Source organism: Bacillus sp. 165 (assembly GCF_017742235.1).
Classification (GTDB): domain Bacteria; phylum Bacillota; class Bacilli; order Bacillales; family Bacillaceae_G; genus JAGHKQ01.
In genome coordinates this window covers 448,275-472,646 of sequence record NZ_JAGHKQ010000003.1, presented here as the reverse complement: position 1 = coordinate 472,646, position 24,372 = coordinate 448,275, and the positions used below count along the sequence as shown (strand labels likewise).

18 protein-coding genes and 2 pseudogenes are annotated in these 24,372 nt (G+C 38.2%); 16 read left to right on the top strand and 4 right to left on the bottom strand.

Annotated elements, in window-relative coordinates; genetic code table 11:
* Positions 1–52: 52 nt before the first annotated feature.
* Positions 53–976, bottom strand: coding sequence for an iron-hydroxamate ABC transporter substrate-binding protein (locus J7Q84_RS07245; protein WP_209093838.1), 924 nt, complete (start codon positions 974–976; stop codon positions 53–55).
* 3 nt (positions 977–979) lie between these two features.
* Positions 980–1,771 carry an ABC transporter ATP-binding protein gene (locus J7Q84_RS07240; RefSeq protein ID WP_209093837.1) on the bottom strand — a complete coding sequence of 264 codons (792 nt, stop codon included), beginning with the start codon at positions 1,769–1,771 and terminating at the stop codon, positions 980–982.
* A 193-nt stretch (positions 1,772–1,964) separates the two neighbouring features.
* On the opposite strand from J7Q84_RS07240, the gene J7Q84_RS07235 reads away from it, so the two are divergent.
* The 4 genes from J7Q84_RS07235 (at position 1,965) to J7Q84_RS07220 (ending at position 5,267) form a co-directional block, all read left to right on the top strand.
* On the top strand, positions 1,965–3,011 hold the full coding sequence (locus tag J7Q84_RS07235) for an NAD(P)/FAD-dependent oxidoreductase (RefSeq protein ID WP_209093836.1): 1,047 nt from the start codon (positions 1,965–1,967) through the stop codon (positions 3,009–3,011).
* A gap of 67 nt (positions 3,012–3,078) precedes the next feature.
* Positions 3,079–3,408, top strand: coding sequence for a hypothetical protein (locus tag J7Q84_RS07230; RefSeq protein WP_209093835.1), 330 nt, complete (start codon positions 3,079–3,081; stop codon positions 3,406–3,408).
* Between the two features lie 347 nt (positions 3,409–3,755).
* On the top strand, positions 3,756–4,187 hold the full coding sequence (locus J7Q84_RS07225) for a ferritin-like domain-containing protein (protein WP_209093834.1): 432 nt from the start codon (positions 3,756–3,758) through the stop codon (positions 4,185–4,187).
* 222 nt (positions 4,188–4,409) lie between these two features.
* On the top strand, positions 4,410–5,267 hold the full coding sequence (locus tag J7Q84_RS07220) for an SDR family oxidoreductase (protein ID WP_209093833.1): 858 nt from the start codon (positions 4,410–4,412) through the stop codon (positions 5,265–5,267).
* Positions 5,268–5,475: 208 nt separating this feature from the next.
* On the opposite strand, the gene J7Q84_RS07215 is transcribed toward J7Q84_RS07220, so the two are convergent.
* Positions 5,476–6,111, bottom strand: a complete 636-nt coding sequence (locus tag J7Q84_RS07215; protein WP_209093832.1) for a FusB/FusC family EF-G-binding protein — start codon at positions 6,109–6,111, stop codon at positions 5,476–5,478.
* A 175-nt stretch (positions 6,112–6,286) separates the two neighbouring features.
* Entirely contained in the window at positions 6,287–6,562 is a 276-nt protein-coding gene (locus J7Q84_RS07210) for a CD3324 family protein (protein ID WP_209093831.1), read from the bottom strand.
* A 396-nt stretch (positions 6,563–6,958) separates the two neighbouring features.
* On the opposite strand from J7Q84_RS07210, the gene ssb reads away from it, so the two are divergent.
* The 12 genes and pseudogenes from ssb to J7Q84_RS07150 all read left to right on the top strand — a co-directional run bounded on the left by ssb (position 6,959) and on the right by J7Q84_RS07150 (position 24,278).
* Positions 6,959–7,288: a single-stranded DNA-binding protein gene (gene ssb / locus J7Q84_RS07205; protein WP_209093830.1), complete on the top strand. Its 330-nt coding sequence runs from the start codon at positions 6,959–6,961 to the stop codon at positions 7,286–7,288.
* 70 nt (positions 7,289–7,358) lie between these two features.
* A complete protein-coding gene (locus J7Q84_RS07200; protein WP_209093829.1) occupies positions 7,359–8,492 on the top strand; it encodes a conserved virulence factor C family protein in 1,134 nt (377 codons plus the stop codon).
* A 73-nt stretch (positions 8,493–8,565) separates the two neighbouring features.
* Positions 8,566–8,997, top strand: coding sequence for a BrxA/BrxB family bacilliredoxin (locus tag J7Q84_RS07195; RefSeq protein ID WP_209093828.1), 432 nt, complete (start codon positions 8,566–8,568; stop codon positions 8,995–8,997).
* 232 nt (positions 8,998–9,229) lie between these two features.
* Positions 9,230–10,519, top strand: coding sequence for a helix-turn-helix domain-containing protein (locus J7Q84_RS07190; RefSeq protein ID WP_209093827.1), 1,290 nt, complete (start codon positions 9,230–9,232; stop codon positions 10,517–10,519).
* Between the two features lie 238 nt (positions 10,520–10,757).
* Positions 10,758–11,045 (top strand): VanZ family protein, encoded by a 288-nt coding sequence (locus J7Q84_RS07185; RefSeq protein ID WP_481747535.1) that lies wholly within the window; start codon positions 10,758–10,760, stop codon positions 11,043–11,045.
* Between the two features lie 289 nt (positions 11,046–11,334).
* A pseudogene (locus J7Q84_RS07180) lies at positions 11,335–12,374 on the top strand (IS3 family transposase); the annotation flags it as partial.
* Between the two features lie 588 nt (positions 12,375–12,962).
* Positions 12,963–14,060, top strand: a complete 1,098-nt coding sequence (locus J7Q84_RS07175; RefSeq protein ID WP_209093826.1) for a 2,3-butanediol dehydrogenase — start codon at positions 12,963–12,965, stop codon at positions 14,058–14,060.
* Between the two features lie 792 nt (positions 14,061–14,852).
* Positions 14,853–18,959 carry a S8 family serine peptidase gene (locus J7Q84_RS18565; RefSeq protein ID WP_209093825.1) on the top strand — a complete coding sequence of 1,369 codons (4,107 nt, stop codon included), beginning with the start codon at positions 14,853–14,855 and terminating at the stop codon, positions 18,957–18,959.
* Positions 18,960–19,169: 210 nt separating this feature from the next.
* Positions 19,170–19,610, top strand: a pseudogene (locus J7Q84_RS07165) (SpoVR family protein); the annotation flags it as partial.
* Between the two features lie 154 nt (positions 19,611–19,764).
* A complete protein-coding gene (locus J7Q84_RS07160; RefSeq protein WP_209093824.1) occupies positions 19,765–21,036 on the top strand; it encodes a cation:dicarboxylate symporter family transporter in 1,272 nt (423 codons plus the stop codon).
* A 21-nt stretch (positions 21,037–21,057) separates the two neighbouring features.
* Entirely contained in the window at positions 21,058–22,494 is a 1,437-nt protein-coding gene (aspA, locus tag J7Q84_RS07155) for an aspartate ammonia-lyase (protein ID WP_209093823.1), read from the top strand.
* Between the two features lie 89 nt (positions 22,495–22,583).
* The gene (locus J7Q84_RS07150; protein ID WP_209093822.1) at positions 22,584–24,278 is read left to right on the top strand and encodes an NAD-dependent malic enzyme; all 1,695 of its coding nucleotides are present in this window, start codon (positions 22,584–22,586) and stop codon (positions 24,276–24,278) included.
* The last annotated feature ends 94 nt before the right edge of the window (positions 24,279–24,372 follow it).

The following is a 24,372-nucleotide window of genomic DNA, read 5'->3' as shown; positions in this document are numbered from 1 at the left end:
TTTAGGATAAAGGAAGAGGAATTCTTCACACAAGAATCCCTCTTTTTTCGTATTAGTTGCCAAGAAAGCTTTTCTTAAAGGTATCTAATTGGAAATCCAGCGTTAATGGATCGTTGAAGTAGAATTCTTTTGCGTTCACTTCAAGCACATGATTATTTTTCACAGCCGGAATATTTTTATATGTCTCTGTAGCTTGGTAGGAGTTATCCGCATCTTGGTTTTTGCTAATAACAAGGTAGTCTCCGGTATATTCAGACAGAACCTCAGGAGATAATGCATAGTAACCGTCTTTTAATGCCATTTCTTTTACTTTTTCCGGCATGTTCAATTTCATTTCTTGATACAGAATTTCTGTGCCGCGGCCCCAGTTATCGCCGAATACGTAAATTTGCTTATCGAACTTTTCTACTACAGAAACAGTCGCATCTGGACCGATTTTTGCTTTAATTTCTTCTCCAGCCGCTTGTGCGCGTTGTTTGAAATCATCAATCCAAGCTTGTGCTTCTTTTTCTTTATTTAAAAGCTTGCCAATTTCTAAGTGTTGCGTTAAGTAATCTACTTTTCCGTATGTATACGTTACAGTAGGTGCGATTTTGTTTAGCTTATCCACGTTTTTAATATTAGATAATCCAATGATTAAATCAGGATTCAATTCAATAATTTTTTCGATATTCTCATCAGAAACTTCTTCTGCATCCTTTAACTTGCTCTCAAAGCGAGGGTTCATTTTAGACCAAGAGTCTACACCAACAAGGTTAACATCTAGAGCCATTACATTACCTGCGAAAGAAGATAGTACAACAACGCGCTTCGGATGAGCTGGAACTTCAACCGGTCCGTTTTCAGATTGGTATGTGATAGTGTCTGATTTACTTTTCTCAGCAGCAGAGCTTTCCTTTTTTCCTGTTGATGAGTTGCTGCAAGCACTAATGATTAATACAAATAACAATACAAATGGAATAAATAGTTTTTTCATGTTTTATTCTCCTTTTAATAGATTGTAGGTAATACACATTGGTTTATTTGTGCGCGGGTCGCGCCCAATTTCAGCATCAATTTGGAATACTTTTTTTAGAACGTCAGCATGTATAACCTCCTCACAGCTGCCGGCTTTTACAATTTCTCCATCTTTTAACGCAATGATGTAGTCGGCAAAACGAGCGGCTTGGTTTAAATCATGAAGAACCATAATTATTGTACGTTCTTGCTCTTTGTTCAGCTTTTGCAAAAGCTCCAAAACTTCTAGCTGATGGGCCATATCCAAATAGGTGGTAGGCTCATCAAGAAAAATGATGTCAGTTTCCTGCGCAAGAGCCATGGCAATCCATACACGCTGGCGTTGACCGCCTGAAAGTGCATCGATGGGACGAAATTTGTAATCTATCGTTCCAGTCACTTCAAGTGCCCAGTCTATAACCTCGTAATCGGTCTTAGTTAAGCGGCCAAAGCCTTTTTGGTAAGGAAAACGGCCGTATGACACGAGTGCGCCTACTGTTAACCCGCTTGCACTTTCCGGTGTTTGCGGTAAGATTGCCATTTTTTTCGCAAGAACCTTTGTATTTTCTTTTGCGATATTTTCTCCATCCAAAATTACGGCTCCAGATTGATGGGAAATAATACGAGTCATGGCTTTCAGTAAGGTAGATTTTCCGCAGCCATTTGAGCCGATAATGGTGGTAATCTTTTTATCCGGAATTTCTATGCTGAGATTTTTCACTATTAACCGTTCATCATAGCCAATGTTTAAGTTATCTGTATGTAGTCGAACCATTGTAACCTCCGTGTATTTTGATATAGGTAACTAAAACATTGATAATGATTATCAAGTTCACTTACAGTAACACTATAAAATTATATTATTCTAATGTCAATCATTATTTTTTAATTGATAAATAGTAAAAAAACGGGTATATTTTAATGAGAATGATAATCAATGATGTTTGATTGCCGAGGAGTGAACGGAAATGCAACAGGAATTATTTGATGTGACTATTATCGGTGGAGGGCCGGCAGGGCTTTACGCGGCGTTTTATAGTGGACTTAGAGAAATGAAAACGAAAATTATTGAGTATCAGCCGCAGCTAGGCGGGAAGGTACATGTATATCCGGAGAAAATGATTTGGGATATTGGAGGGCAGCCGCCAATATCAGGAGAAAAATTAATAGGCCAGCTTGTGCAGCAAGGCTTGACGTTTCATCCGGAAGTAGTGCTGAATGAGAAGGTAGAGTCCATCACGCGTGATGAAGAGGGCATATTCGTGTTGCATGCTGCTTCAGGTCAACAGCATTTTTCTAAAACAGTCATCATGGCGGTAGGAAGCGGCATTTTGAAGCCGCAAAAGCTGGAAATAGAAGGTGCTGAGAGATTTGAAGTTTCGAATTTAAACTACACGGTGAAATCTTTACAGCATTTTAAAGGAAAAACGGTAATTATTTCAGGCGGAGGAAATTCAGCGATTGATTGGGCAAATGAACTCGAGCCTGTCGCAAAAAAAGTGTATATCACATATAGAAAGGCTGCTTTAACAGGCCACGAAGCACAAGTGACACAGCTGTTGAACAGCTCAGCCGAATGCTTTTTCAATACTTCTATTACAAAGCTGATTGCCGGTGCCGACCATGAAGTGATTGAGCGTGTAGAACTGACCAATCATGAAACAAATGAGGTTTCCTATTTGCCGATTGATGAAGTTATCATCAGCCACGGCTACGAACAGGATACAGCGTTGCTTGGAAATAGTAAATTGCATATTGAAATGGCGGATAATTTTTATATTGCGGGGAATAGCAATAGCGAATCGTCAGTAGAAGGACTGTACGCAGCAGGTGACATTTTAAAGCATGATGGAAAGTTGCATTTGATCGCAGGGGCGTTTCAAGATGCGGCAAATGCGGTGAACAAAGCGAAGCAATATGTCCAGCCCGAAGCCGACAAAGCAGCAATGGTATCTTCCCATAATGAGGTCTTTAAGCAGCGAAATAGAGAATTAGTGAAGCAGATGATGAAGTAGCATTGTCGTTAGAGCCAAATCATGTCGTCCTCTTATCCGCATATAATGGGATAAGGGGGAGAGGAGCATGAGACGTATAGTAATAGTTTGTTTGCTGGTCTTGTCAGGATGCCAAGCCGTGCCGGGGCACTTGGATACAGCCCACTGCATCCAAGCGCCGTGTCAGCCAAAAGTGGAACAGAATGATGCGGTGAGGCAGTATTATGTACGGATTGCACCAGCAGTCGATTACACAGCTTTGAAAATAAGAATGGAAAGAACAGATGCGGAGATTAACCCATCCGGTCCATGGTTTTGGTACGTGACGGCCACACCAGAAACAGCGGACGATATTTCGCACATACCCGGAGTGCAGTATATGATGGAGGTCCCTGTTGCTGATATAGCACTCAAGTAACTAAACATACAATAAGTAGAAGAGGATACTATGTCCAATATGAGGACACAGATCCTCCTTTTTTACAGTGGATACTTCATAACTATTAATTTACTATGTATATAATGTTATGGATACTTACTATATGGTCACTCGTAATGAAATAAATGTATCCCGCAATCGGACACCTTTTTGAAATAAGGAAATCAGCCTTCTTTATGAAAGAAAAAATTCTTGAATAAGAGAAAGAGTAAATAGTTCAGTTATTGCCATAATAGGAGTTATTGAGATAGCTACATAGCCGTTTGAAAATAAGAATAAAGTGCGGCAAAAACTTGAAAAATAATACATAAAAAGGAGTGGGTTGTGTGGATGGGAACGAAGTTGCAGTAAAAGAATTAAACGCTTTTTTAAAAGGGCGATATATGGGAATACACGCGTATGAACATTTTATACAAAAGTTAAAAGAGCCGGATATAAAAAAGGAATTTCAACAAATACAACAAGACCATAAAAAACATGCTCAACAAGTGGCTGAAAGAATACAAAATCTTGGAGGAACCCCAGCTGATGATGAAGGAATGTTGGGTTCCATTCAAAGCTTTTTCAGTCAATTCACGATACCTGATACAACGGAAGGAATAATAAAAAGTGCTTTAAAAGGAGAAGATTATTATGGTATTGAAGTCTCTGAGGAAATCGTAAGAGGAGACTTAGACATGGAAAGCCAAAAGATTATTGAGGGAATTTTAGATGAAGATAGAAAGCATGTAGAATTATTGAATAGCCTAATTCAGTAGTTTTTCAAGACAACAAAAGGAAGTGTACATGCACGCTGTTTATATAAATAACTACTATATCCATTCTATCCGGAGTTACTCATATAAGCGGGTAATAAAAGAGATAACCATAATCTGTTTCAGATGTTGTAGAAAATAAAGAGAACTAGAAGAACCTTGAATAGTGAATAACCTAAAAAATATAAGTGTTTATTCCAATTCTAAACATAAGGGAGAACCAAAATGAATCACATTTCTATGGTAACAGGGGCAACAGGAGGAATGGGGCTTGAAACGGCGAAAGCATTGGCTCTTGATGGCGGAACTGTCGTCGTAGTGGGGAGAAATGATGAAAAGGGAAAGAAAGCAGTCAAAAAGATAATAGAGGTAACAGGTAATCAAAATATTATCTTCATGAAGGCAGATCTTTCTTCTATGCAGGAAGTAAAAGAGTTGGCAGACGCCTTTCAACGTCTATTTCCGAAGCTAGATATTTTGGTCAACAATGTGGGGGTAAGCTTATCTACACGCAATGAAACTGCTGAAGGCTTGGAAAAGACTTTTGCTATAAACCATCTTGCTTCCTTTTTACTAACTAACTTATTACTGGAATCATTACGTGCCTCTGGGAAAGCTAGAGTCATAAATATAGCCTCTACCTTACATAAACATGGCCGTTTGGATATGGAGGATTTGCAATTTAAACAAAGAAAATACTCTGGATTCAGAGCCTATAATCAATCGAAATTGTGTAACATCCTTTTTACATATGAACTGGCAAGAAGAGTAGAAGAAGACGGAATTACTGTAAATACGGTTTGTCCAGGATGGGTGAATACACAGTTAGGAAATGACAGGACTTTAACCGCTAAACTATTAAGGATTCCCGTCAAGCTATTTGCGAAACCTGTTGAAAGAGGAGCCGAAACAGCAATCTATCTGGCGTTATCACCTGAAGTGGAGAACATAACCGGAAAGTATTTTGTTGACAAGAAGCCCCAAGCCTCTTCATCAGATTCGTACAATTCATCGTTGCAGCAGCAACTATGGCAAAAAAGCTCTGAGCTGGTAGGGAGTGTTTGTGGCAATCGAATAACATAACGTTGGGCAATTAAGTTGTGTAGCCCTTCTCGGTATAAAAAACCACATGCTAACCTCCTCTTATTATCATACAGGACAAGAGGGATATGAATCTAGGAGATGCTAGCAGTGGCAGAAATTAATGATATCAGATAGGAAGCAACAGAGGAGTGAGATCACAAAGATTTATGCTCGATTTAGTGGGAACCTCCTCTTGAACTTCTGTTTTTTATTGAAGCCGCTCAATAAAGTCATGCAATTTATCTAGTACGGTTAAGTTGCGATTGCAAACTTCACTATCCTGGCAAATATAGTTTCCTCTATTGATATACGTATCCTTTCCCGATCCTTTTTTTGTAGACATAAATAAGCCTACTTCCTCATGCCGATTGCAAAATGAACAAATTCCTTTTTGATGAATGCTTGTAAAGGTGCCGTGAATACCTATGAGCTTGTTGTTGTATTCTGTAATGATGTACTTTCTGTTTGAGCCTAAGTCATCCCAGCCCAAATAGGACATTTCCTTTAAGTCCCTATGCTCTAATGAAGGAAGCTTTAGCTTCTTTGCTTTCGGAAATAGCTTTCGCATTGTTTGTTCAGTTATTGCTTTAAACGGAATCACATACGGTTTTATTTGAGATACAAATATTTCTGCCTGTTCCTTATTGGTTACAGCAACGATTTGACATAGTAACTCTCTTTGCTCTTCGTTCGTGTCTGTGAATAGCTGCAGCACTTTTTCTTGCGTAAGTGCTTTTAATGCTTGCAGGACACCAGTATCATTAGCAGATGCATGTCCATTAACGAGAATCTGTGCCTGGGCTCTAATAAAATTATACTGATCACTTCTAATGAAGGGCTCCATTTATATCACTCCTGTTTAGTCTGTATTAAGCTATGCTTCAATGTAAGGAAAACTCGATCAATCCCACTGTCTGCCAGTAGGGGAATATATTCTCATTGTAGCAAAACAACGAACCTTACAGCATGCAGAAAATGATTCTAAATCAAATTCGGCATATAAAAAGCACTGAATAGTATCAGTGCCTTGAGTGTTTTGTATACACAATTTTTTTAATGGTTTCGATCGAGAGAAAATGCTCCTCAGCTAATTGATGAATACTTGTACCGTTATTAAATGCAGATTTAATTGCACGGTTCCTGTCATCAAGCAGCTTTCTGCCTCCAGACTGCGTCCCCCATTTTTGATAGGCTACCTCTGGTTTCGGAATATAAAGCATCTCTCCTTGTACATATTTCTGGATTTCTATTAACAGTTCTTCTGGTAAAACATTGCTTGCTTTTATATATTTCATATGTGCCAGCCCCTCATTTTTGATTGAAAATGAAAAATAAGGTGCAAAGCCGAGTACAACAGAAATGATAGAAGCTCGCTTGGGCGATGTTATAAAGTCCACCCCATGCAAAGTATCGCCTTCCCCATACTAGGCTTTGCATGAGACGCTGCAGTCTTTGACAATACAAATGTATATGTCATTGTTATAACCCCCTATCATGTTAGGTCTTCCTTAATCATACTTGACTGCCTATTCTATGTCGATTTGTTTATGAAATTCGTATGCTTTTATATGAAAAGATGAAAATAAAACACTAAAAATAATAGTTTCCCTGTAAGAATACGCTATTATCATGATTTTACGGATGCAATAATCCCTCTTACAATGAAGAAAACATAAAAGAGGTGGTTGAGGATGAACAAAGTGGTATTAATCGGCAGGCTGACAAAGGACCCGGAGTTGTATTATACAAAGCAAGGAATTGCGTATGTAAGGCTGCGCTTGGCGGTGTCCCGCTCCTTTAAAAACAGCTTGGGCCAGCAGGAAGCGGATTTTATTAACTGTACTGCATGGAGAAAGCCTGCTGAAAATATCGCTGTGTATTGTAAAAAAGGATCACTTATTGGGGTGACCGGCAGAATTCACAACAGCCATTATCAAAATGAAGAAGGGAAGAAAGTATACAACACGGAAATCATCGCGGATACTGTGACATTTTTAGACCGAAAGAAGGTTGAAGCGTAAAAGTAGTATGAAAAACGGGGAACATGCTACAATAACGGAAGAAAGTTTACAAAGAAGGACGTGTTGCATTATGAAAATAAAAGCGATTGAACCGACTCCAAGTCCAAATACGATGAAGGTCATCTTAAATCAAGAGCTGCCATCGGGACAACGGAATAACTATACAGCTATGAATAAGGAACAAGCGCCGGAAATTGTCCAGAATATTTTGGAAATCGAAGGCGTAAAAGGCGTATATCATGTAGCTGATTTTCTAGCTGTTGAGAGAAATGCGAAATATGAATGGAAGCCGATTTTACAAAAAGTGCGCGCGGTGTTTGGAGAAGACGTAGATGCGATTGAGCAAGGGAAACAAGCGCAAGGGACATTTGGCGAAGTGAAGGTATTTGTTCAAATGTTTTATGATATTCCCATGCAAATCAAATTGTCTGACGGGATGACTGAAGTCCGAGCTGGATTACCTGATCGCTTTAAAGAGGCTGTGTTAAAGCTTCAGATGCAGAAAGTGAACGTAGTTGCAGACCGAAAATGGGTGGAACAGGGAACTCGCTACGGGGAGCTTAGTGAAATTGGAAGCGAGGTAGCTGACGAAATTGCGGCCGCGTATCCACAAGCGAGGTTGGATGTGCTCGTTGATAATTTAGTCCAGCAACGTGAAGGAAAGGAAATTACTGTACAAAAGCGCGTTCCTTATAAGGTTACAGTGGACATGCTGGATAATCCGGAATGGACAAAGCGATATGCAGCATTGGAGCAAATGGAGCCGACAGAAGAGGATATTCCTGTGCTTGCCAAAGCATTGGAAGATGAGAAAGCGAACATCCGCCGTTTGGCCGCTGCTTATTTAGGTATGGTTAAGGGAGAAAAGGCGCTTCCGCTATTATATAAAGCGCTGAAGGATAAATCGGTAAGCGTGCGCCGCACGGCAGGAGATTGCTTGTCTGATATTGGAGACGAACAGGCAATGCCGGTGATGATAGAGGCGCTGAAAGATTCCAGCAAGCTTGTTCGCTGGAGAGCAGCGATGTTTTTATTTGAAGCGGGGGACGAAAGTGCGCTTACGGCATTGAAAGAGGCGCAGCACGATCCAGAGTTTGAAGTGGCGATGCAGGCGAGTCTGGCAATTGAGCGAATTGAAGGCGGAGAAGAAGCGAAAGGCTCTGTTTGGAAGCAAATGACGGAATATCGCAATAATATGGAGTAACAGTGTTTTACTTCTATTCGTGCCTCATGGTATGATGAAGCAAGAATCACTTATGGGTAAGGAGAGCTGAACAATGAACGCTTATGAAGAGTATATGAAACAAATAGTAATGCCGATGCGCCAAGAGTTGGTGCAAGCAGGATTTCAAGAATTAACAACTGCCGAAGAGGTAGAACAGTATGTAGATAACGCAACAGGCACAACATTAGTTGTTATCAACTCCGTGTGCGGCTGTGCGGCAGGCTTGGCTCGTCCAGCAGCAACACAAGCAGTTATGCGCGCAGAAAAGAGACCAGATCACCTTGTAACGGTGTTCGCAGGACAAGATAAGGAAGCAACAGCGATGATGAGATCCTATTTCGAGGAAATCCCGCCTTCTTCTCCTTCTATGGCAATACTAAAAGGAAAAGAAGTGGTACATTTCATTCATCGTTTTGACATTGAGGGCAATTCCTTAGAAGGCATTATGAACAATCTACTCGAAGCATTTGAACAACATTGCTAATACAAACGGAGCAGGGGAGACCTTGCTCCGTTTTTTTATTGTTAACAGTAAACTTCTTTAAAGCATTCAAACTTAATGAAATTTGATGAAATCTTTTAAAAGTAAAATCACATCAAGTTTCAATATAATGAAACGAAGCTGGTTAAGAAATGAATCCCCCTTGATGCTACAGTATGTGTTTTACTTGTATATTCGATGTGGTTCCATATCTTGCATAGAAAATAAGAAGTAGGTGAGTAGACTGAATGCAGCATTGTTTCATAAGATTGAGCACTATATGAATGAGAAAAAATGGAATAAAGTGGACCTTTCAAAACATTCGGGCATCCATATTAGTGATATCAGCCGTGTTTTTAATAATAAGCAACCTCTTTCCTTAAAACATTTCGATGCAATTATACAGGCATTGGGATTAGCCGAAGACTCTCTTTATTCATTCTATATAGAAGAGTGCTATAATGAAAAGCAATGCTTCGACAAGCGCAGAAGTGTACAGTTCCTGCATAAATGTATGACGAACGGGTATGAGAAACAATATCAGGATATGTTACATATTATGCTGGGAGAAACATCGGACACGATTCGCAGCACATATTTGGCCTATATTTTTTTGCTCGCAGAGAAGCTGTTTACAGAAGGAAAAGAAGAACTTGCACTAATCCTGTATGATTTAATCATTGAAAATGAGCAGAATCATTTCTCTGAGCAATTGGCAATCAGTTATTTCAGGAAATTTTATATTACAAGATTGACAGAGAAAGGGCAGGATTTGCTGACATGTGTTTTGGAGCATCTCGCACATATGCCGCAGGAAATTAGAAAAGAAGCTTATTTGTGGATTACGGCGTTTTACTATAGAGGCGGGCAATGGAAAGATGTGTTGTATTATGCTAAGAGGCTGGAGAACATGGTCAAAGAAGGGGACTACTATGGAAGAGCACTGATGTACCAGTGCTTTGCGCTAACCCGTTTGGAAGGTTCATTAGAAGACGTATTGGCTCTTATCAAACAATACGAACAAGTAAACGAATATTTTGCAGAAATGGCAGTCGGAAACCGATATGTTGCTCTTTTGGATTTTGGTAAACTTGAATATGCAGATGAATACCTTGTCTGGATAGCAAATAGAGAGGATATGTATGTTGGGCTGCCCAGGATATTTGATGCATACGTTAGTTTGAACAGATTAGAAGATGCTAAAGAGCTGCTGCACCGGTACGCACATATTATTGAAGATATGGCTGTGAGTAAGGCATGGTTAAAGCAGAAGATGCATTTAGATTTCCGCTATGTTCATGCACTGTACTTGTGCAAAGGGAGACAGTTTTTGGAGGGATTAAATGAACTATTAGAGTTGATGTATACAACAACTCTAATAGGAAATACGGAGATGTTAAAGAAATGTCTTCTTGTTTATTGGGAATACAAGGAGCATGCCACAGCTAAACAAGTAGAAAAATATATGGAATTACTGCGTACAAGGGAGAATAATGAAGCATATTTAACTGGCTTGGTACTATAATCCTAGATTCGAAGAAGAATATGACATTTATGGGCATATTCCTAGGCATTTGAAAAGCACATGAACAAAGGAGAAAGATTGATAGAATTTGAGTTTGTAGTGCTTGATATGGAAAAAAATCTTGCGGGTGATGTGTATCCAGACGGCATCGTCAACGCAACAGACATCCGATGTCATAGACTTTAATGAAATAATCTTAAATGTACTTGCATGTATCCCATTTGGAATTTATATCAGTATGCTAAAACCAAAATGGTCTTTCTTGAAAAAGATTACAATAATAGCGGGAGTTAGTTTGTTATTTGAAGTATTGCAATTCATCTTTGCTATAGGAGCTAGCGATATAACTGACTTTATGGGGAATACATTGGGTGGAATTATTGGAATTGGAGTTTTTATTGTATTTTGTAAGCTTTTTAGTACAAAAGCAAATAAAGTTCTTAATGTTTTAACTTCAATCGGAGTGATATTCCTTGGTGCATTAGTGCTGTTATTAACTAGTGGTGTTATTAGGTTTAAATTTTAGTATAGATATCAAAAGCCATCTATTTAAGAATGGCTTTTTTTATATCCAATAAACGTAATGTTTAAAATCTATCTTTTAGGTAGCTTCTTTTTTATATGTTTGCAAATTTATTTCAATTTCTTATTCAACTATAGCTGAGTGTTAGTTGAAGATCATGAACAGACAATGACTGTTATCCGTTCCGACATTTTTTATAAATTTGTCTAATTTTAAACATTGGAGTTAGTATAGTCATGTGGACACAACTAAGGTAAGTCCTTACAATGGATTTCAGAAAGGAAGTGTCCGGATGAAACACAATACTAACAAGAAATATAATGAAGAATTTCGTAAGATGGTGGTTGAGTTGTATCGCTCAGGACGACCAGTCAAAGAACTAAGCAGCGAATATGGCATATCAGAGGTAACGATTTATAAATGGATTAAAAAGTATTCTCCCATTACAACAATAGATGAAGAGGAAGTAACTCTTGAAGATTTAAAAAAACTTCAAAAGGAGATGCTTCGTCTAAAAGAGGAGAACGAGATCTTAAAAAAGGCTATGACCATATTCGCAAGAAAGTAAACGATACAGAATTACATGGGTTCTTAGACGAACAGAAAGATCAACATTCTGTCAAATCCATGTGTGAAGTGCTTGGAGTGGCTCGAAGCACGTACTACCAATCCCATCACAAAACAGAATCCAAATGGAGTCGTGAAAACCAAGAATTTATCCAAAAGATTGTACAAATCCACAAAGAAAGCAAACAGCGTTATGGTGCTCCTAAGATTCATCAAACTCTGGTAGAGGAAGGAATCCACCTGAGTTTAAAGCGTGTTCAAAGGCTGATGAAACAAGCCAGCATTCGTTCCATAATCCAGAAGAAATATAAGCCTCATGCATCAAAATCAGTGGTAGAAGAACGTACAAATATACTGGAATAAGATTTTTCTACCAACACGATCAATGAGAAATGGGTAACTGATATTACCTATATCCACACCATACAAGATGGCTGGTGTTACCTTGCTTCTGTCATGGATTTACATTCTAAAAAAATTGTTGGGTACTTATTTTCACGAAAGATGACAACAGATCTTGTAGTAACAGCACTAGAAAACGCTTACTATACGCAAGAGCCACTGGAGGGTTTAGTTCTGCATACTGACTTAGGAACACAATATACCAGCCAGGAGTTCCAAAATTTACTCGCAAGTTACAACATGGTTCCATCCTTTAGTAAGAAGGGATGTCCCTATGATAATGCCTGTATCGAGTCGTTTCACGCTATCTTAAAGAGAGAAGAAGTATATCAAACTCGATACGCAAACTTTCAACAAGCCAATAAACTAGTTATTATTCCCTATTCGTATTTTACAGAGCTATTTTTTCTTTCCATTATCGATAGAGTACGTACGTAATTTTATCACTACTCCCTCTATAATTTCATCGCCTATATCATTCAGAAACTCCTATTTTTCTTTATAATCCTATCACCTCTATTACTTTTCAGCTCATATCGGCAATATTAAATTACGTAACTATCATCCATTTTATTTGTCAACTACTATTTTCAAGCGTTCAATTTTGATAGCTATGCACTGTAAAAAAAACTTTTTAAACACTTTTGCAAAATTTGTCGGAAATTAAACAAATTCTATTAATTTGATGGTTTTTTACTTCTCATATATCGCTTAATATAATAGCAATAGCACAATTTTGTGAACGTTTTACAGAGTTGTCTTAGTAAAATTCTGTGAACTTCATACAAAGTTGTCCTAGTAAAATTTTGTGAACTTCATACAAAGTAGTTCTATACACCATTTTGTGAACGTTTTCAAAGTACTTCTTACACACCATTTTGTGAGCGTTTTCAAAATACTACTATCAAACTAATCTATTATGATAATACTCATTAAAGGGAGAGATAAACAATGAAAACTGAACAATTATACACTACAGAGGATATTCAAGTACAAGCAACAATGAAAGCAGCTAAATTTTATAAAGCAAAAGATTTCAGAATTGAAGAAGTTCCAACACCAGTTGTAAAACCCGGTCACGTTATTGTTGACGTGGAATGGATTGGAATTTGTGGTAGCGACATGCATGAATATACTTCAGGACCACTTAACTGTATTCCAGGGACTATCATGGGACACGAATTCAGTGCGATTGTTGCGGAAGTTGGAGAAGGCGTAACAAATGTGAAAGTGGGAGACCGCGTTGCGTGTGTTAACTTAGATACTTGTGGTACATGTGATTATTGTAAAGCAAAACAACCTCATTTATGTTCAAAAATCGCAGTAGACGGATTCGGTTTATACGGATTTACGAATGATGGTGCATATGCGGATAAAGTGTTATTAAAAGCAGAAAACTGTATCAAAGTTCCTGATACCATGACAATGGATCATGCTGCATTAGTAGAACCAGCTTCTGTTGCATTGCATGCCGTTAAAATTTCTAAATTAGTAGAAGGTTCAACAGCGGTAGTTTTCGGTGCTGGACCAATTGGACTTTTTGTTTCCGTTATGGCGAAAGCAAAAAAAGCGAGTCAAGTTATCGTTGTAGAAGTAGCAGAAGACCGCCTAGAATTAGCGAGAAAATTAGGTGCAACAACGGTTATTAACCCAATGAAAGAAAACGCAGTAGAAAAAATCAGAGAATTAACAAATGGCGGAGCAGATGTTGTTTTTGATGCAGCTGGTGTACAAGCAGTATTCTCTTCTGCTACAAAAGTGTTAGCTAAAAAAGGCGAACTGATGGTTGTTGCAGCTTATGAAAAAGAAGTTAGTTTTAATCCATGGGAATTAACCATGATTGAAGCAACGATTTCCAATTCATTCTGTTATGTTCCAGAAGATTTCCCAGAAGTAATTGAAATCTTTAAAAACAGCAACATTGATCTAGATTTATTTATTACAAAAAATATTCATTTAGACGATTTGGTAGAAGAAGGTTTTGAAACCCTTGTAAAAGACAAAAATCACATCAAAATCTTAGTTACACCAAAACAATCAAATTTATAATTCATTAAAGAAATCCTGTATTTTTCACACTAATTATCAATGTGAAAAATGCAGGATATTTATTTTGTCGAACCGAAAGGAATCTAGGATGAACAACTCACTTTTAATACACTTAACTACGCTTATAAGATAAACATTATTAAATGTAGTTAGAAATTGTTTCAATTTTCTCCTACAGGCGTGCCTTCTTATAAATTTAAAAACATAGTAAACATGGGAAATATTGTTCGATGATATTTCACAACAACTAGCTCAATTCAAAGAAATCTTCCAATTCCTAATAAGTTTTAAATTCGGTCTTGTTCAGAGAAAAAAATGGAGAGAAGATGTTGAATTATTTTTTTCACTAATAGTATAGAATATTTCAAATAACAAAAGAGTACGGGTTTCCAATCCGTACTCTTTTGTTCTAGTTTGAAGAAAGCTAGAATGCTATTTAACAGACAAAATTATATCACTATATAGATATAATTTACTAAGGGGGTAAAATACAATTTAATAGAAGATTATCAAATATAAAGATACATTTTTTTTATTAAGGAAAATAATGATGGCACAAACCCAAATGCGGTTCTTATACAGCTAACACAGTGTGTTAGCTGTATTAAGAAAAGCTAAGACCACATTTTTTGTGGTCTATTTCTTTTGCTCAAAAATCAACATTTAAAAAAACAGAAACAGAAAAATATGAATATTAAAAAATATATAATTTGATGTAATTTTCAAAATGTTAAATTACATCAAACTCCGATACAATAAAACTATCAAAAAGAGAAGGAAGGGAAAAGACAGATGAAAAAGAAAATCACTAAGAATGTTGTGACAGTGGCATTAACAACAGGCCTTGTATGCACCAGCTTGACACCGGTTTCTTTTACAGACACTGTAAAAGCGCAAACTGCTTCAAATATTGAGCAGGTTTTGGCAAAGCTTACACCGGCAGAGCGGGAAGCATTGAATAAATTACAAACAAATGATCAGTCAGGCTTGCAGTTAGGATCGGAAGTAAATTTGGAAAGTGAAGATAACGTTTCAGTTATTGTTGAATTTAAGGACAAGCCTGCCAAAACAGCGGTAGTAGAAGAAGCAGTAAAGGGGAAAACGTTATCGCTGAAAGAGGCGGAACAAAAGGTAGATGCTGCTCATGAGACATTCAAGAAAGACTTGGAAGACATTTATAAAGAAGATGTAAAGAAGAAAAAAGATTTCTATAAAATTAAAAGGTCGTATAAACACTCTTTTAATGGGGTATCGATGGAGCTCCCTGCCAATAAGGTAAAAGAATTAGTACACTCGAAGGCAGTTAAAGCAGTGTGGAGCAATGAAACAGTACAAGCTGAGCCTCCTGTGGAACAACAAGCATCAGAAACAACGACAGAAGCGAAACGAGTGACATTCCCTGGTGTCGATCAATTGCATCAAGAAGGATTTACAGGGAAAGGTGTTAAGGTAGGGATTATCGATACGGGAATTGATTATAACCACCCGGATTTAAAAGATGCGTATAAAGGCGGATACGATTTTGTCGATAACGATAATGATCCAATGGAAACATCATATGATGATTGGAAAAAATCGGGGTATGCCGAAAAAGATCCTATAACTGGTGCTTATTATTACACTGAACATGGAACGCATGTTGCCGGCATCATCGCAGGACGCGGTAAAAATAATACGGATTATGCGGTGACAGGAGTGGCGCCAGAAGCGGATGTTTATTCGTATCGTGTATTAGGACCATATGGTACCGGTACAACAGAAGCTATCTTAGGTGCGATCGATAGAGCTGTGGCAGACGGAATGGATGTAATCAACCTTTCTTTAGGAAGAGCTTACAACGATCCTCTGTATATTACAAGCATGTCATTAAATAATGCGGTGCTAGCAGGAGTAACTGCGGTTGTTTCGGCTGGAAACAGCGGTGACAGGATGTATACACTTGGATCTCCGGGTGCGGCTGCATTAGCGATTACAGTAGGAGCGAGCGATACATCAGAAACCATTGCAACGTCCAAAGGTACATTAGAAGGTGCATCCGCAGATTTAAAGCTGATGGCGAAGGGTTTGGATGATAAAGTAGAAGACTTAAAGGGACAGAGTCTTCCAATTGTTTATGTTGGATATGGATATGCTTCTAACTTTAACAATAAAGATGTAAATGGAAAGGTTGTCCTTGTTGATAGAGGAGTCACTACATATGATGCTAAGATCAAAGAAGCACAAAAACGCGGAGCAAAAGCAGTATTGATGGTGAATAACGTTTCGGGAGAAGGATATATTCCATCGTATTTAGGAGAAGGGTATGGCTTTGTTCCGACATTCTCTCTATCATATGAACAAGGAGCGGTATTGAAACAAAAAGTAACGACCACCGCGACATTCTCATTTGATGAAATTGGACAAGTGGTTACAGAAGGAAACAAGCTTGCTTCCTTTAGTTCACGCGGACCGGCTCGTACAACATACGATATTAAGCCGGAAGTAACAGCACCGGGCGTATCCGTTTTCTCTACTGTACCTTCGTACATGCATGGGGCAGGTCAAATCGGAAACTACAAATATGCATATGAAAGACTATCAGGAACATCAATGGCAAGCCCAAATGTGGCAGGGGTAGCCGCATTATTATTACAAGCGAACCCAGATTTTACTGCGGCACAAGTGAAGCAAGTCTTGATGAACACTGCAGATCCGTTAAATGGAGAGTATAGTGTATATGAAGTGGGAGCCGGCGTGGTAGACCCATATGAAGCGCTTCATTCTCAAACTCGGATTGAAGTAGTCGATGAAACGCAAGGGAAAGTAGATAACAAGGGGAATTTCAAGGAGGTAAAGGATAAAACAGGGGCGATCAGCTTCGGTACATTTGTGCCCGATGGAAAAAATATAACAGATATACGCGCTCTCAATATCTATAACGATAGTAAACAAGCAAAAACATTTGATGTGAAGGTTGAGTTTCAAACGTTGAACGGGCGATTCCCGAATGATTTCAGAAGCTCTAACGATGCAGAGGCAAATGGCGTGGTTATCATGACAGATAAAACTGTCAAAGTGAATGGCGGTTCGAAAAAACCAAGTCCTGTTACGATTTTTGTTCCGAAAACAGCAAAGCTAGGGACGTATGAAGGCTATATTACGTATACAAACAAAGCAAATCCGGAAGAAACATACCAAGTGCCGTTTGCGATCCGCACAACGGAAGAGGGAATTGAATCAGTGGACATGCTTAACAAGACAATCACAACGACGCTTGATTATCGATTCTCTGGGATGAAGACGTCTTCTGATGCGATAATGAGATTAAAGTCCCATATGCGTACAGTGGATGTGTTCTTGATAGATGGAAAAACAAATAAAGAAATGGGATTGGTAGGAACCCTTGATGGAATTCTAATGAATGAAAAGGTAGACCTCGGTTTCAGTCAAGTTTTTAGTGGACAGTATTATCCGTTTACAGGCAATACAGAAAACCCAATCGCTTACAATCCGAAACAGGCACCAGAAGGAGCTTACATATTGAAATTTGTAGGCACGAATGATGCAGGAAAAACATTCTCTAAAGAAACACCAATTTATATTGATAGCATCGCTCCAACAATGGACCTTAATCTGAAGTCAGATGTGTATATATATAAGCCGGAAGAAAAAACAGTTAGAGTGACGGGGTCTATTTTTGACAAAGCAATTGAGGATATGAAAGCGGCAGGATTTAATTTTACACAAGGAAATAACAAAATGTTTTATCAAGACCAGCTTGGAGGCCGTGAAGTACAAATTCCTGTAAATGAAGATGGCACGTTCTCTATCGATATTCCAATCAATCAAACAAGACCGATGCAGCTTTGGTTTTATGGTTTAGATGCTGCGACAAATAAAACATGGAAAGAAAGCAAACTGATCTACTTCATCCGTGAAGGAGAGCCGCATGCCTATATGGAGACCGAAAAGACAGTAGCAAATACAGGAGAGACTGTACAAACTACATTAACTCTAAACCATGTAAACAATGTAAAACAAGCTGTATATGCACTCACTTATGATACCACACTTGCTGAACCGATTGTAAAACCGCACAGCAGCGTCAGCGATTCAGTTGATGTGAAAGTAGAGGATACAGTACTTGGTGGGAATTTCAGAAAACTGAAGGTTACAGTAACGACTAAGGAAGGACAGCCAGGCTTGTCCGGTGACCTTTCTCTAGCGGATGTAGCATTTAAGATAAAAGATACGTATTCTGCAGCATCTATATTTTGGGCTGGATATTTGTCAGCTTCTTACACAGATACGAATAATGTAAATAAGCAAGCATTAGTTGCAAATCCAATGATTTTTGTCAAGCCAACATTTTCATTGGCTCGCGGGTCTTTTGATGCAGAAGCATTTATGATGCCAGATGGAACACCGAGACCGAATGATTATATGAAGGCGGGTGTCACAGTACAAGCAACAGATGCTGACGGCAAGGTGTATAAAGGACAATATCGCTCGACCACAAGTTATGAAATGCCATTACCGTTAACAGATGAACAATTCCAATTTGAGCTTAATGTGCCTGGTCACTTTACAGTACATGATGCATTTACAATCGGATTCCATGATGACGGAAAAGTAACCCACCAAAACAAATATCTGAAGTTTAAGCCTGCGATAGGCGGGGACGTCAACAAAGATGATGTTATTGATGTAATGGATGCTTTGTACATCAAAGAGAATTGGGGAACAGACAAACGCGAAGCCGATATTAACTATGACGGCACTGTAGATGCAAAGGATATGGCATTTGTACAACGAAATTATTTAATGCAAAATCCAACAGTAGACAACGCTCCAAAGCCTGTGAAAAAATATAAAGGTCAAGCATTAGAGAGTGTACTAGAGTCGTTAGGTATTCAGTAAAAAGCAGAACAAGGGCAGCGACCGAATGGGTTGCTGCTCTTTTTATCGTGAAATCCATAGAATGATACAAAAGATAAATCCCAGCAAGCCTTAATATAATGAACATGTACGTAATCTATTAAAGAAGAGAGAAATGAAAAAAGGTTACAAAGCATGCTGTGACTTTGCCAGTAAGTACGGGACTTGCATGTAGTCGATTCTATGTGCAATTGGGAGCAGCTGATAGAAAGGAAAATCATGAACGAAGGGTGGGCCAGTTATTGGCACCAGCGCATCCTCCGTGAAATGGACTTAACCTCAGACGAAGCTGTCGAGTTTGCCAAGCTGAACGCAGGTGTTGTGCAGCCGTTCCGCACCAGCATTAACCCGTATTATCTCGGCTTGAAAATGTTTGAAGACATCGAAGAACGCTACAATAATCCGACCGAAGAGATGAAACGAACCGGCATAGAGCCGGGATCTGGCAGGGAAAAGATATTCGAGGTACGGGAAGTGGAATCCGATAGCTCATTCCTGCGAAACTATTTAAATAAAGAACTCGTGATGCGGGAAGATATGTATCTCTTCCAAAAGCAAGGCAAGGACTACAAAATCGTCGACAAAGGGTGGGAGCAAGTCCGCGATCAGCTTGTGAGCATGCGGGTGAACGGCGATATGTAGAAAGCGTGGCCATTGCAGTGGTCACGCTTTTTTTTGTAATTTTTTAAGAGTATTTTGTAGTTTTTCGTCTTATTTTGTAGGTTTACCTGTAGTATTAGTTGAGTATTTTTAAAATTGTTTGAAAGCGTTAACAAGGAGGGTTTATATGAAAAAAATTGGATTAGCTTCGCAAATTTTTATTGCTCTTATATTAGGTATTGTGGTTGGAGCCTTAGTTTACGGTAACGAAACTGCAATTTCTTACATTCAACCAGTTGGTGATATCTTTATTCATTTGATTAAAATGATTGTTATGCCAATTGTCATAGCAGCACTTATAGTTGCAGTTGCGGGTGTAGGAGATATGAAAAAATTAGGTAAACTGGGGGGGAAAACACTACTTTATTTTGAAATTATCACGACAATCGCTCTTAGTATTGGATTGTTTGCAGCAAATTTATTCCATCCTGGATCAGGAGTAGATATGAATCATCTACAAAAAGGTGATATTTCTGCATATGAACAAACAGCAGCTGCTACTCAAAAAAGTGGATTTGCCGAAACAATTGTTCATATCTTCCCAAAAAATGTGTTTGAATCGATGGCACAAGGTGATCTTTTACCAATTATTTTCTTTTCAGTTCTATTTGGCTTAGGGATAGCTGCAATTGGAGAAAAAGGCAAGCCAGTTCTTGGATTTTTTGAAGGTGTATTAGAAGCAATGTTTTGGGTGACAAATCAAGTTATGAAAACTGCTCCATTTGGAGTATTCGCATTAATTGCTGTAACGGTTGCAAAATTTGGAGTCAGTACATTATTACCTCTTGGTAAACTTGTATTAGCTGTTTATGTGACAGTAGTATTTTTTGCTATTGTTATTTTAGGTATTAACGCTAAAATGACAGGGACAAATATTTTTACGCTCATTAAGATTTTAAAGGAAGAATTGATCCTTTCTTTTACAACAGCAAGTTCAGAATCAGTACTTCCTAACATAATGAAAAAAATGGAGCAATTTGGTTGTTCAAAGGCTATTGTTTCATTTGTAATTCCAACTGGATACACATTTAATTTGACAGGATCTGCAATTTACCAAGCTCTTGCTGCTTTATTTGTTGCACAAATGTATAATGTACAGATGTCCTTTATGGAACAAATTACATTGTTATTTGTATTAATGCTTACATCAAAAGGGATGGCAGGTGTTCCTGGTGCATCGTTCGTTGTTGTACTAGCAACACTGGGTTCAATGGGGTTACCCTTAGAAGGAATCGCTTTAATTGCAGGTATTGACCGTATTTTAGATATGGTTCGCTCTGCAGTGAATGTACTAGGAAACTCATTAGCTGCCATCACGATGGCGAAATGGGAAGGCGAATACGATAAAGATAAAGCGCAACAGTATATAGAATCATATAAAGAGTCAAAGGCTGCGTAAGAGATAGGAGAAAAATTTAAAATGCCAGTTACTGAAATCAAACCAAGCATACGAATAGAGAAAGATTTTTTAGGAGAAAAGGAAATTCCTTCAGATGTATATTACGGAATTCAAACATTGCGAGCTGTTGAAAATTTTCCAATTACGGGATATAAAATTGACGAAGAACTAATTAAGGCTCTTGCAATTGTAAAAAAAGCGGCTGCACTTGCTAATGTGGAAACAAGGCGCCTTTACGAAGGTAATGGTAATGCTATTGCTCAAGCTGCTCAAGAAATTATAGATGGTAAATTACACGATCAGTTCATTGTTGATCCAATTCAAGGTGGAGCGGGTACATCAATGAACATGAATGCAAATGAGGTTATTGCTAATCGCGCTTTAGAATTAATAGGCAAAGAAAGAGGGGACTATTTCTGTATTAGTCCAAACAGCCATGTAAATATGTCACAGTCTACAAATGATGCATTTCCAACTGCTATTCATATTGCGACGTTAAATATGTTAGAAAAACTATTAAATACGATGGAATATATGCACCAGATATTCGAGTCAAAAGCAAAAGAATTTGACCATGTCATTAAAATGGGACGCACTCACTTACAAGACGCGGTACCGATTCGTTTAGGACAAGAGTTTGAAGCGTATTCACGTGTAATTGTTCGTGATATTAAACGTATTAAACAATCACGTCAACACTTATATGAAGTAAATATGGGTGCTACAGCAGTTGGGACAGGTTTAAACGCAGATCCACGCTATATAGAATTAGTAGTGAAACATCTTGCTGAAATTAGTGGTCTATCACTTGTTGGTGCAGAGCATCTTGTTGATGCGACTCAAAATACAGATGCATACACAGAAGTATCGGCAACTCTGAAAGTATGTATGATGAATATGTCTAAAATTGCAAATGATTTACGTTTAATGGCTTCAGGTCCTCGTGTTGGACTAGGTGAGATTACTTTACCTGCACGCCAACCTGGTTCATCGATTATGCCAGGAAAAGTAAATCCTGTAATGGCTGAAGTGATTAACCAAGCTGCGTTCCAAGTTATGGGTAATGATCATACGATCTGTTTAGCATCTGAAGCAGGGCAGTTAGAATTAAATGTTATGGAGCCTGTTCTTGTATTCAATTTACTTCAATCAATTAACATAATGAATAATGCATTCCGTGTATTTACAGATTATTGTTTAAAAGGTATTGAAGCAAATGAAGAAAGAATGAAAGAATATGTTGAAAAGAGCGTTGGTTTAATCACGGCGGTTAATCCACATATCGGCTATGAAGTTGCTGCAAGAATAGCAAGAGAAGCCATTCTAACTGGGCAACCTATTCGTGAACTATGCTTAAAATACGATGTATTATCAGAAGAAGAGCTTGATTTAATTTTAGACCCATTTGAGATGACACACCCTGGTATAGCAGGTGCAGTTCTTTTAGATAGACAGTAAATTTAACGTGAGAGAGGGCGTATAAGCCCTTTTTTACTTAATATGAGATTCACCCATACAAAATGAATAGAAAAAGGATGGAGATTTATATGCATAAATTCAAGGTAGATTCGAATGGAGTAATGGAGACTACCTTGCGAGGTGCCGAATTACTGGCTATACCAATGCTAAATAAAGGTGTTGCATTTACTCTTGAGGAGCGTAAGGAGTTAGGTTTAACTAGCTTGCTACCACCTGCAATATTAACATTGGACGAGCAAGCGCGACGTGCTTATGAGCAATTCTCATCACAACCTACTGATTTGCATAAAAATGTTACAATATCAGCATTACATGATCGTAATGAGATATTGTTTTATCGTTTGTTGACTGATCATCTACCTGAAATGCTTCCAATTGTATATACACCGACCGTCGGTTTAGCAATTCAGCGTTATAGTAATGAATATAGAAGACCTAGAGGATTATACCTATCAATTAATGACGAAGATAGTATAGAACAAGCATTTGAAAATTATGGAGCAAATGCAGAAGATATTGATTTAATCGTTGTTACTGACGGAGAAGGTATTTTAGGAATCGGCGACTGGGGTGTTGGAGGTATTAACATCGCAATAGGTAAATTAGCGGTTTATACGGCTGCAGCTGGAATCGATCCTGCACGTGTAATGCCTGTTATTTTAGACGTAGGTACAGATCGTGAGGAGCTATTAAATAATCCGTTTTATATCGGAAATCGTCATCCTCGTATTCGCGATAGCCGTTATGATGAATTTATTGATAAGTTTGTAAGTACGGCTGTAAGAAAATATCCTAATGCGTTACTACATTGGGAGGATTTTAGCTCTAAAAATGCACGAAGCATCTTAGAAAAATATCGAAATCAAGTGTGTACCTTTAATGATGACATTCAAGGTACAGGTGCTGTATCTTTAGCGGCTGTACTAGCAGCAGTACGTGCTTCAGGTATTCCATTAAGTGAACATCGTGTAGTAGTATTTGGTGCAGGAGCAGCTGGTATTGGAATTGCTGATCAAGTTCGTGATGCAATGGTACGTGAAGGACTTTCATGGGAATTAGCAAACCGCAGATTTTGGTGTATTGATCGAAATGGGTTGCTTTCAAATGACATGGAAGATTTATATGATTTCCAAATTCCATATGCACGTCCAGCTGAAGAAAAAAATTCTGGTGCAAGCTTAGTTGAAGTTGTTAGTCAAATTCATCCAACGATTTTGATCGGTACATCGACGGTTTCAGGTGCTTTCACTGAAGAAATTGTAAAGGAAATGGCAGCATATGTTGAAAGACCTGTTATCTTACCTATGTCAAATCCTACACCACTTGCAGAAGCTAAGCCTTCTGATTTAATTAAATGGACTGAAGGAAGGGCGTTAGTGGCAACTGGTAGCCCTTTTGCACCAGTAACATATAACAAAACGGTATATGTCATAGGGCAATCTAATAATGCGCTAATTTTTCCAGGTTTAGGACTTGGAACGAACGTTTCCCGTGCAAGTATCATTACAGATGGTATGTTTACAGCGGCTGCAGAAGCTGTAGCAGATATGATAGATGTTAGTAAATTAGGTGCACCGTTACTTCCGCAAGTTGAAAATCTTCGTACTATTTCTGAAGTAGTAGCGATTGAAGTAGCAAAAGCAGCAGTTGCCGATGGTGTTGCACGAATAGTGCATGAAAATATTGAGCAAGCTGTTCGAAGCGCAATGTGGGAACCGGTTTATCGACCAATAAAAGCTGTTAAAGAAACAGTTACAGTATAGAGATTAAAAATACAGCTTGTTTAGACAAGCTGTATTTTCTTATTAAATATAGCAGTGTGGAGGATCATTGTGTTAGTAAAAAGACAATATAGTC

What these genes read in the sequence shown, in the direction of transcription:
- J7Q84_RS07245 (WP_209093838.1), bottom strand. Translation starts at nt 976, where the DNA reads ATGAAAAAACTATTTATTCCATTTGTATTGTTATTTGTATTAATCATT.
- J7Q84_RS07240 (WP_209093837.1), bottom strand. Translation starts at nt 1,771, where the DNA reads ATGGTTCGACTACATACAGATAACTTAAACATTGGCTATGATGAACGG.
- J7Q84_RS07235 (WP_209093836.1), top strand. Translation starts at nt 1,965, where the DNA reads ATGCAACAGGAATTATTTGATGTGACTATTATCGGTGGAGGGCCGGCA.
- J7Q84_RS07230 (WP_209093835.1), top strand. Translation starts at nt 3,079, where the DNA reads ATGAGACGTATAGTAATAGTTTGTTTGCTGGTCTTGTCAGGATGCCAA.
- J7Q84_RS07220 (WP_209093833.1), top strand. Translation starts at nt 4,410, where the DNA reads ATGAATCACATTTCTATGGTAACAGGGGCAACAGGAGGAATGGGGCTT.
- J7Q84_RS07215 (WP_209093832.1), bottom strand. Translation starts at nt 6,111, where the DNA reads ATGGAGCCCTTCATTAGAAGTGATCAGTATAATTTTATTAGAGCCCAG.
- J7Q84_RS07210 (WP_209093831.1), bottom strand. Translation starts at nt 6,562, where the DNA reads ATGAAATATATAAAAGCAAGCAATGTTTTACCAGAAGAACTGTTAATA.
- ssb (WP_209093830.1), top strand. Translation starts at nt 6,959, where the DNA reads ATGAACAAAGTGGTATTAATCGGCAGGCTGACAAAGGACCCGGAGTTG.
- J7Q84_RS07200 (WP_209093829.1), top strand. Translation starts at nt 7,359, where the DNA reads ATGAAAATAAAAGCGATTGAACCGACTCCAAGTCCAAATACGATGAAG.
- J7Q84_RS07195 (WP_209093828.1), top strand. Translation starts at nt 8,566, where the DNA reads ATGAACGCTTATGAAGAGTATATGAAACAAATAGTAATGCCGATGCGC.
- J7Q84_RS07185 (WP_481747535.1), top strand. Translation starts at nt 10,758, where the DNA reads ATGCTAAAACCAAAATGGTCTTTCTTGAAAAAGATTACAATAATAGCG.
- J7Q84_RS07175 (WP_209093826.1), top strand. Translation starts at nt 12,963, where the DNA reads ATGAAAACTGAACAATTATACACTACAGAGGATATTCAAGTACAAGCA.
- J7Q84_RS18565 (WP_209093825.1), top strand. Translation starts at nt 14,853, where the DNA reads ATGAAAAAGAAAATCACTAAGAATGTTGTGACAGTGGCATTAACAACA.
- J7Q84_RS07160 (WP_209093824.1), top strand. Translation starts at nt 19,765, where the DNA reads ATGAAAAAAATTGGATTAGCTTCGCAAATTTTTATTGCTCTTATATTA.
- aspA (WP_209093823.1), top strand. Translation starts at nt 21,058, where the DNA reads ATGCCAGTTACTGAAATCAAACCAAGCATACGAATAGAGAAAGATTTT.
- J7Q84_RS07150 (WP_209093822.1), top strand. Translation starts at nt 22,584, where the DNA reads ATGCATAAATTCAAGGTAGATTCGAATGGAGTAATGGAGACTACCTTG.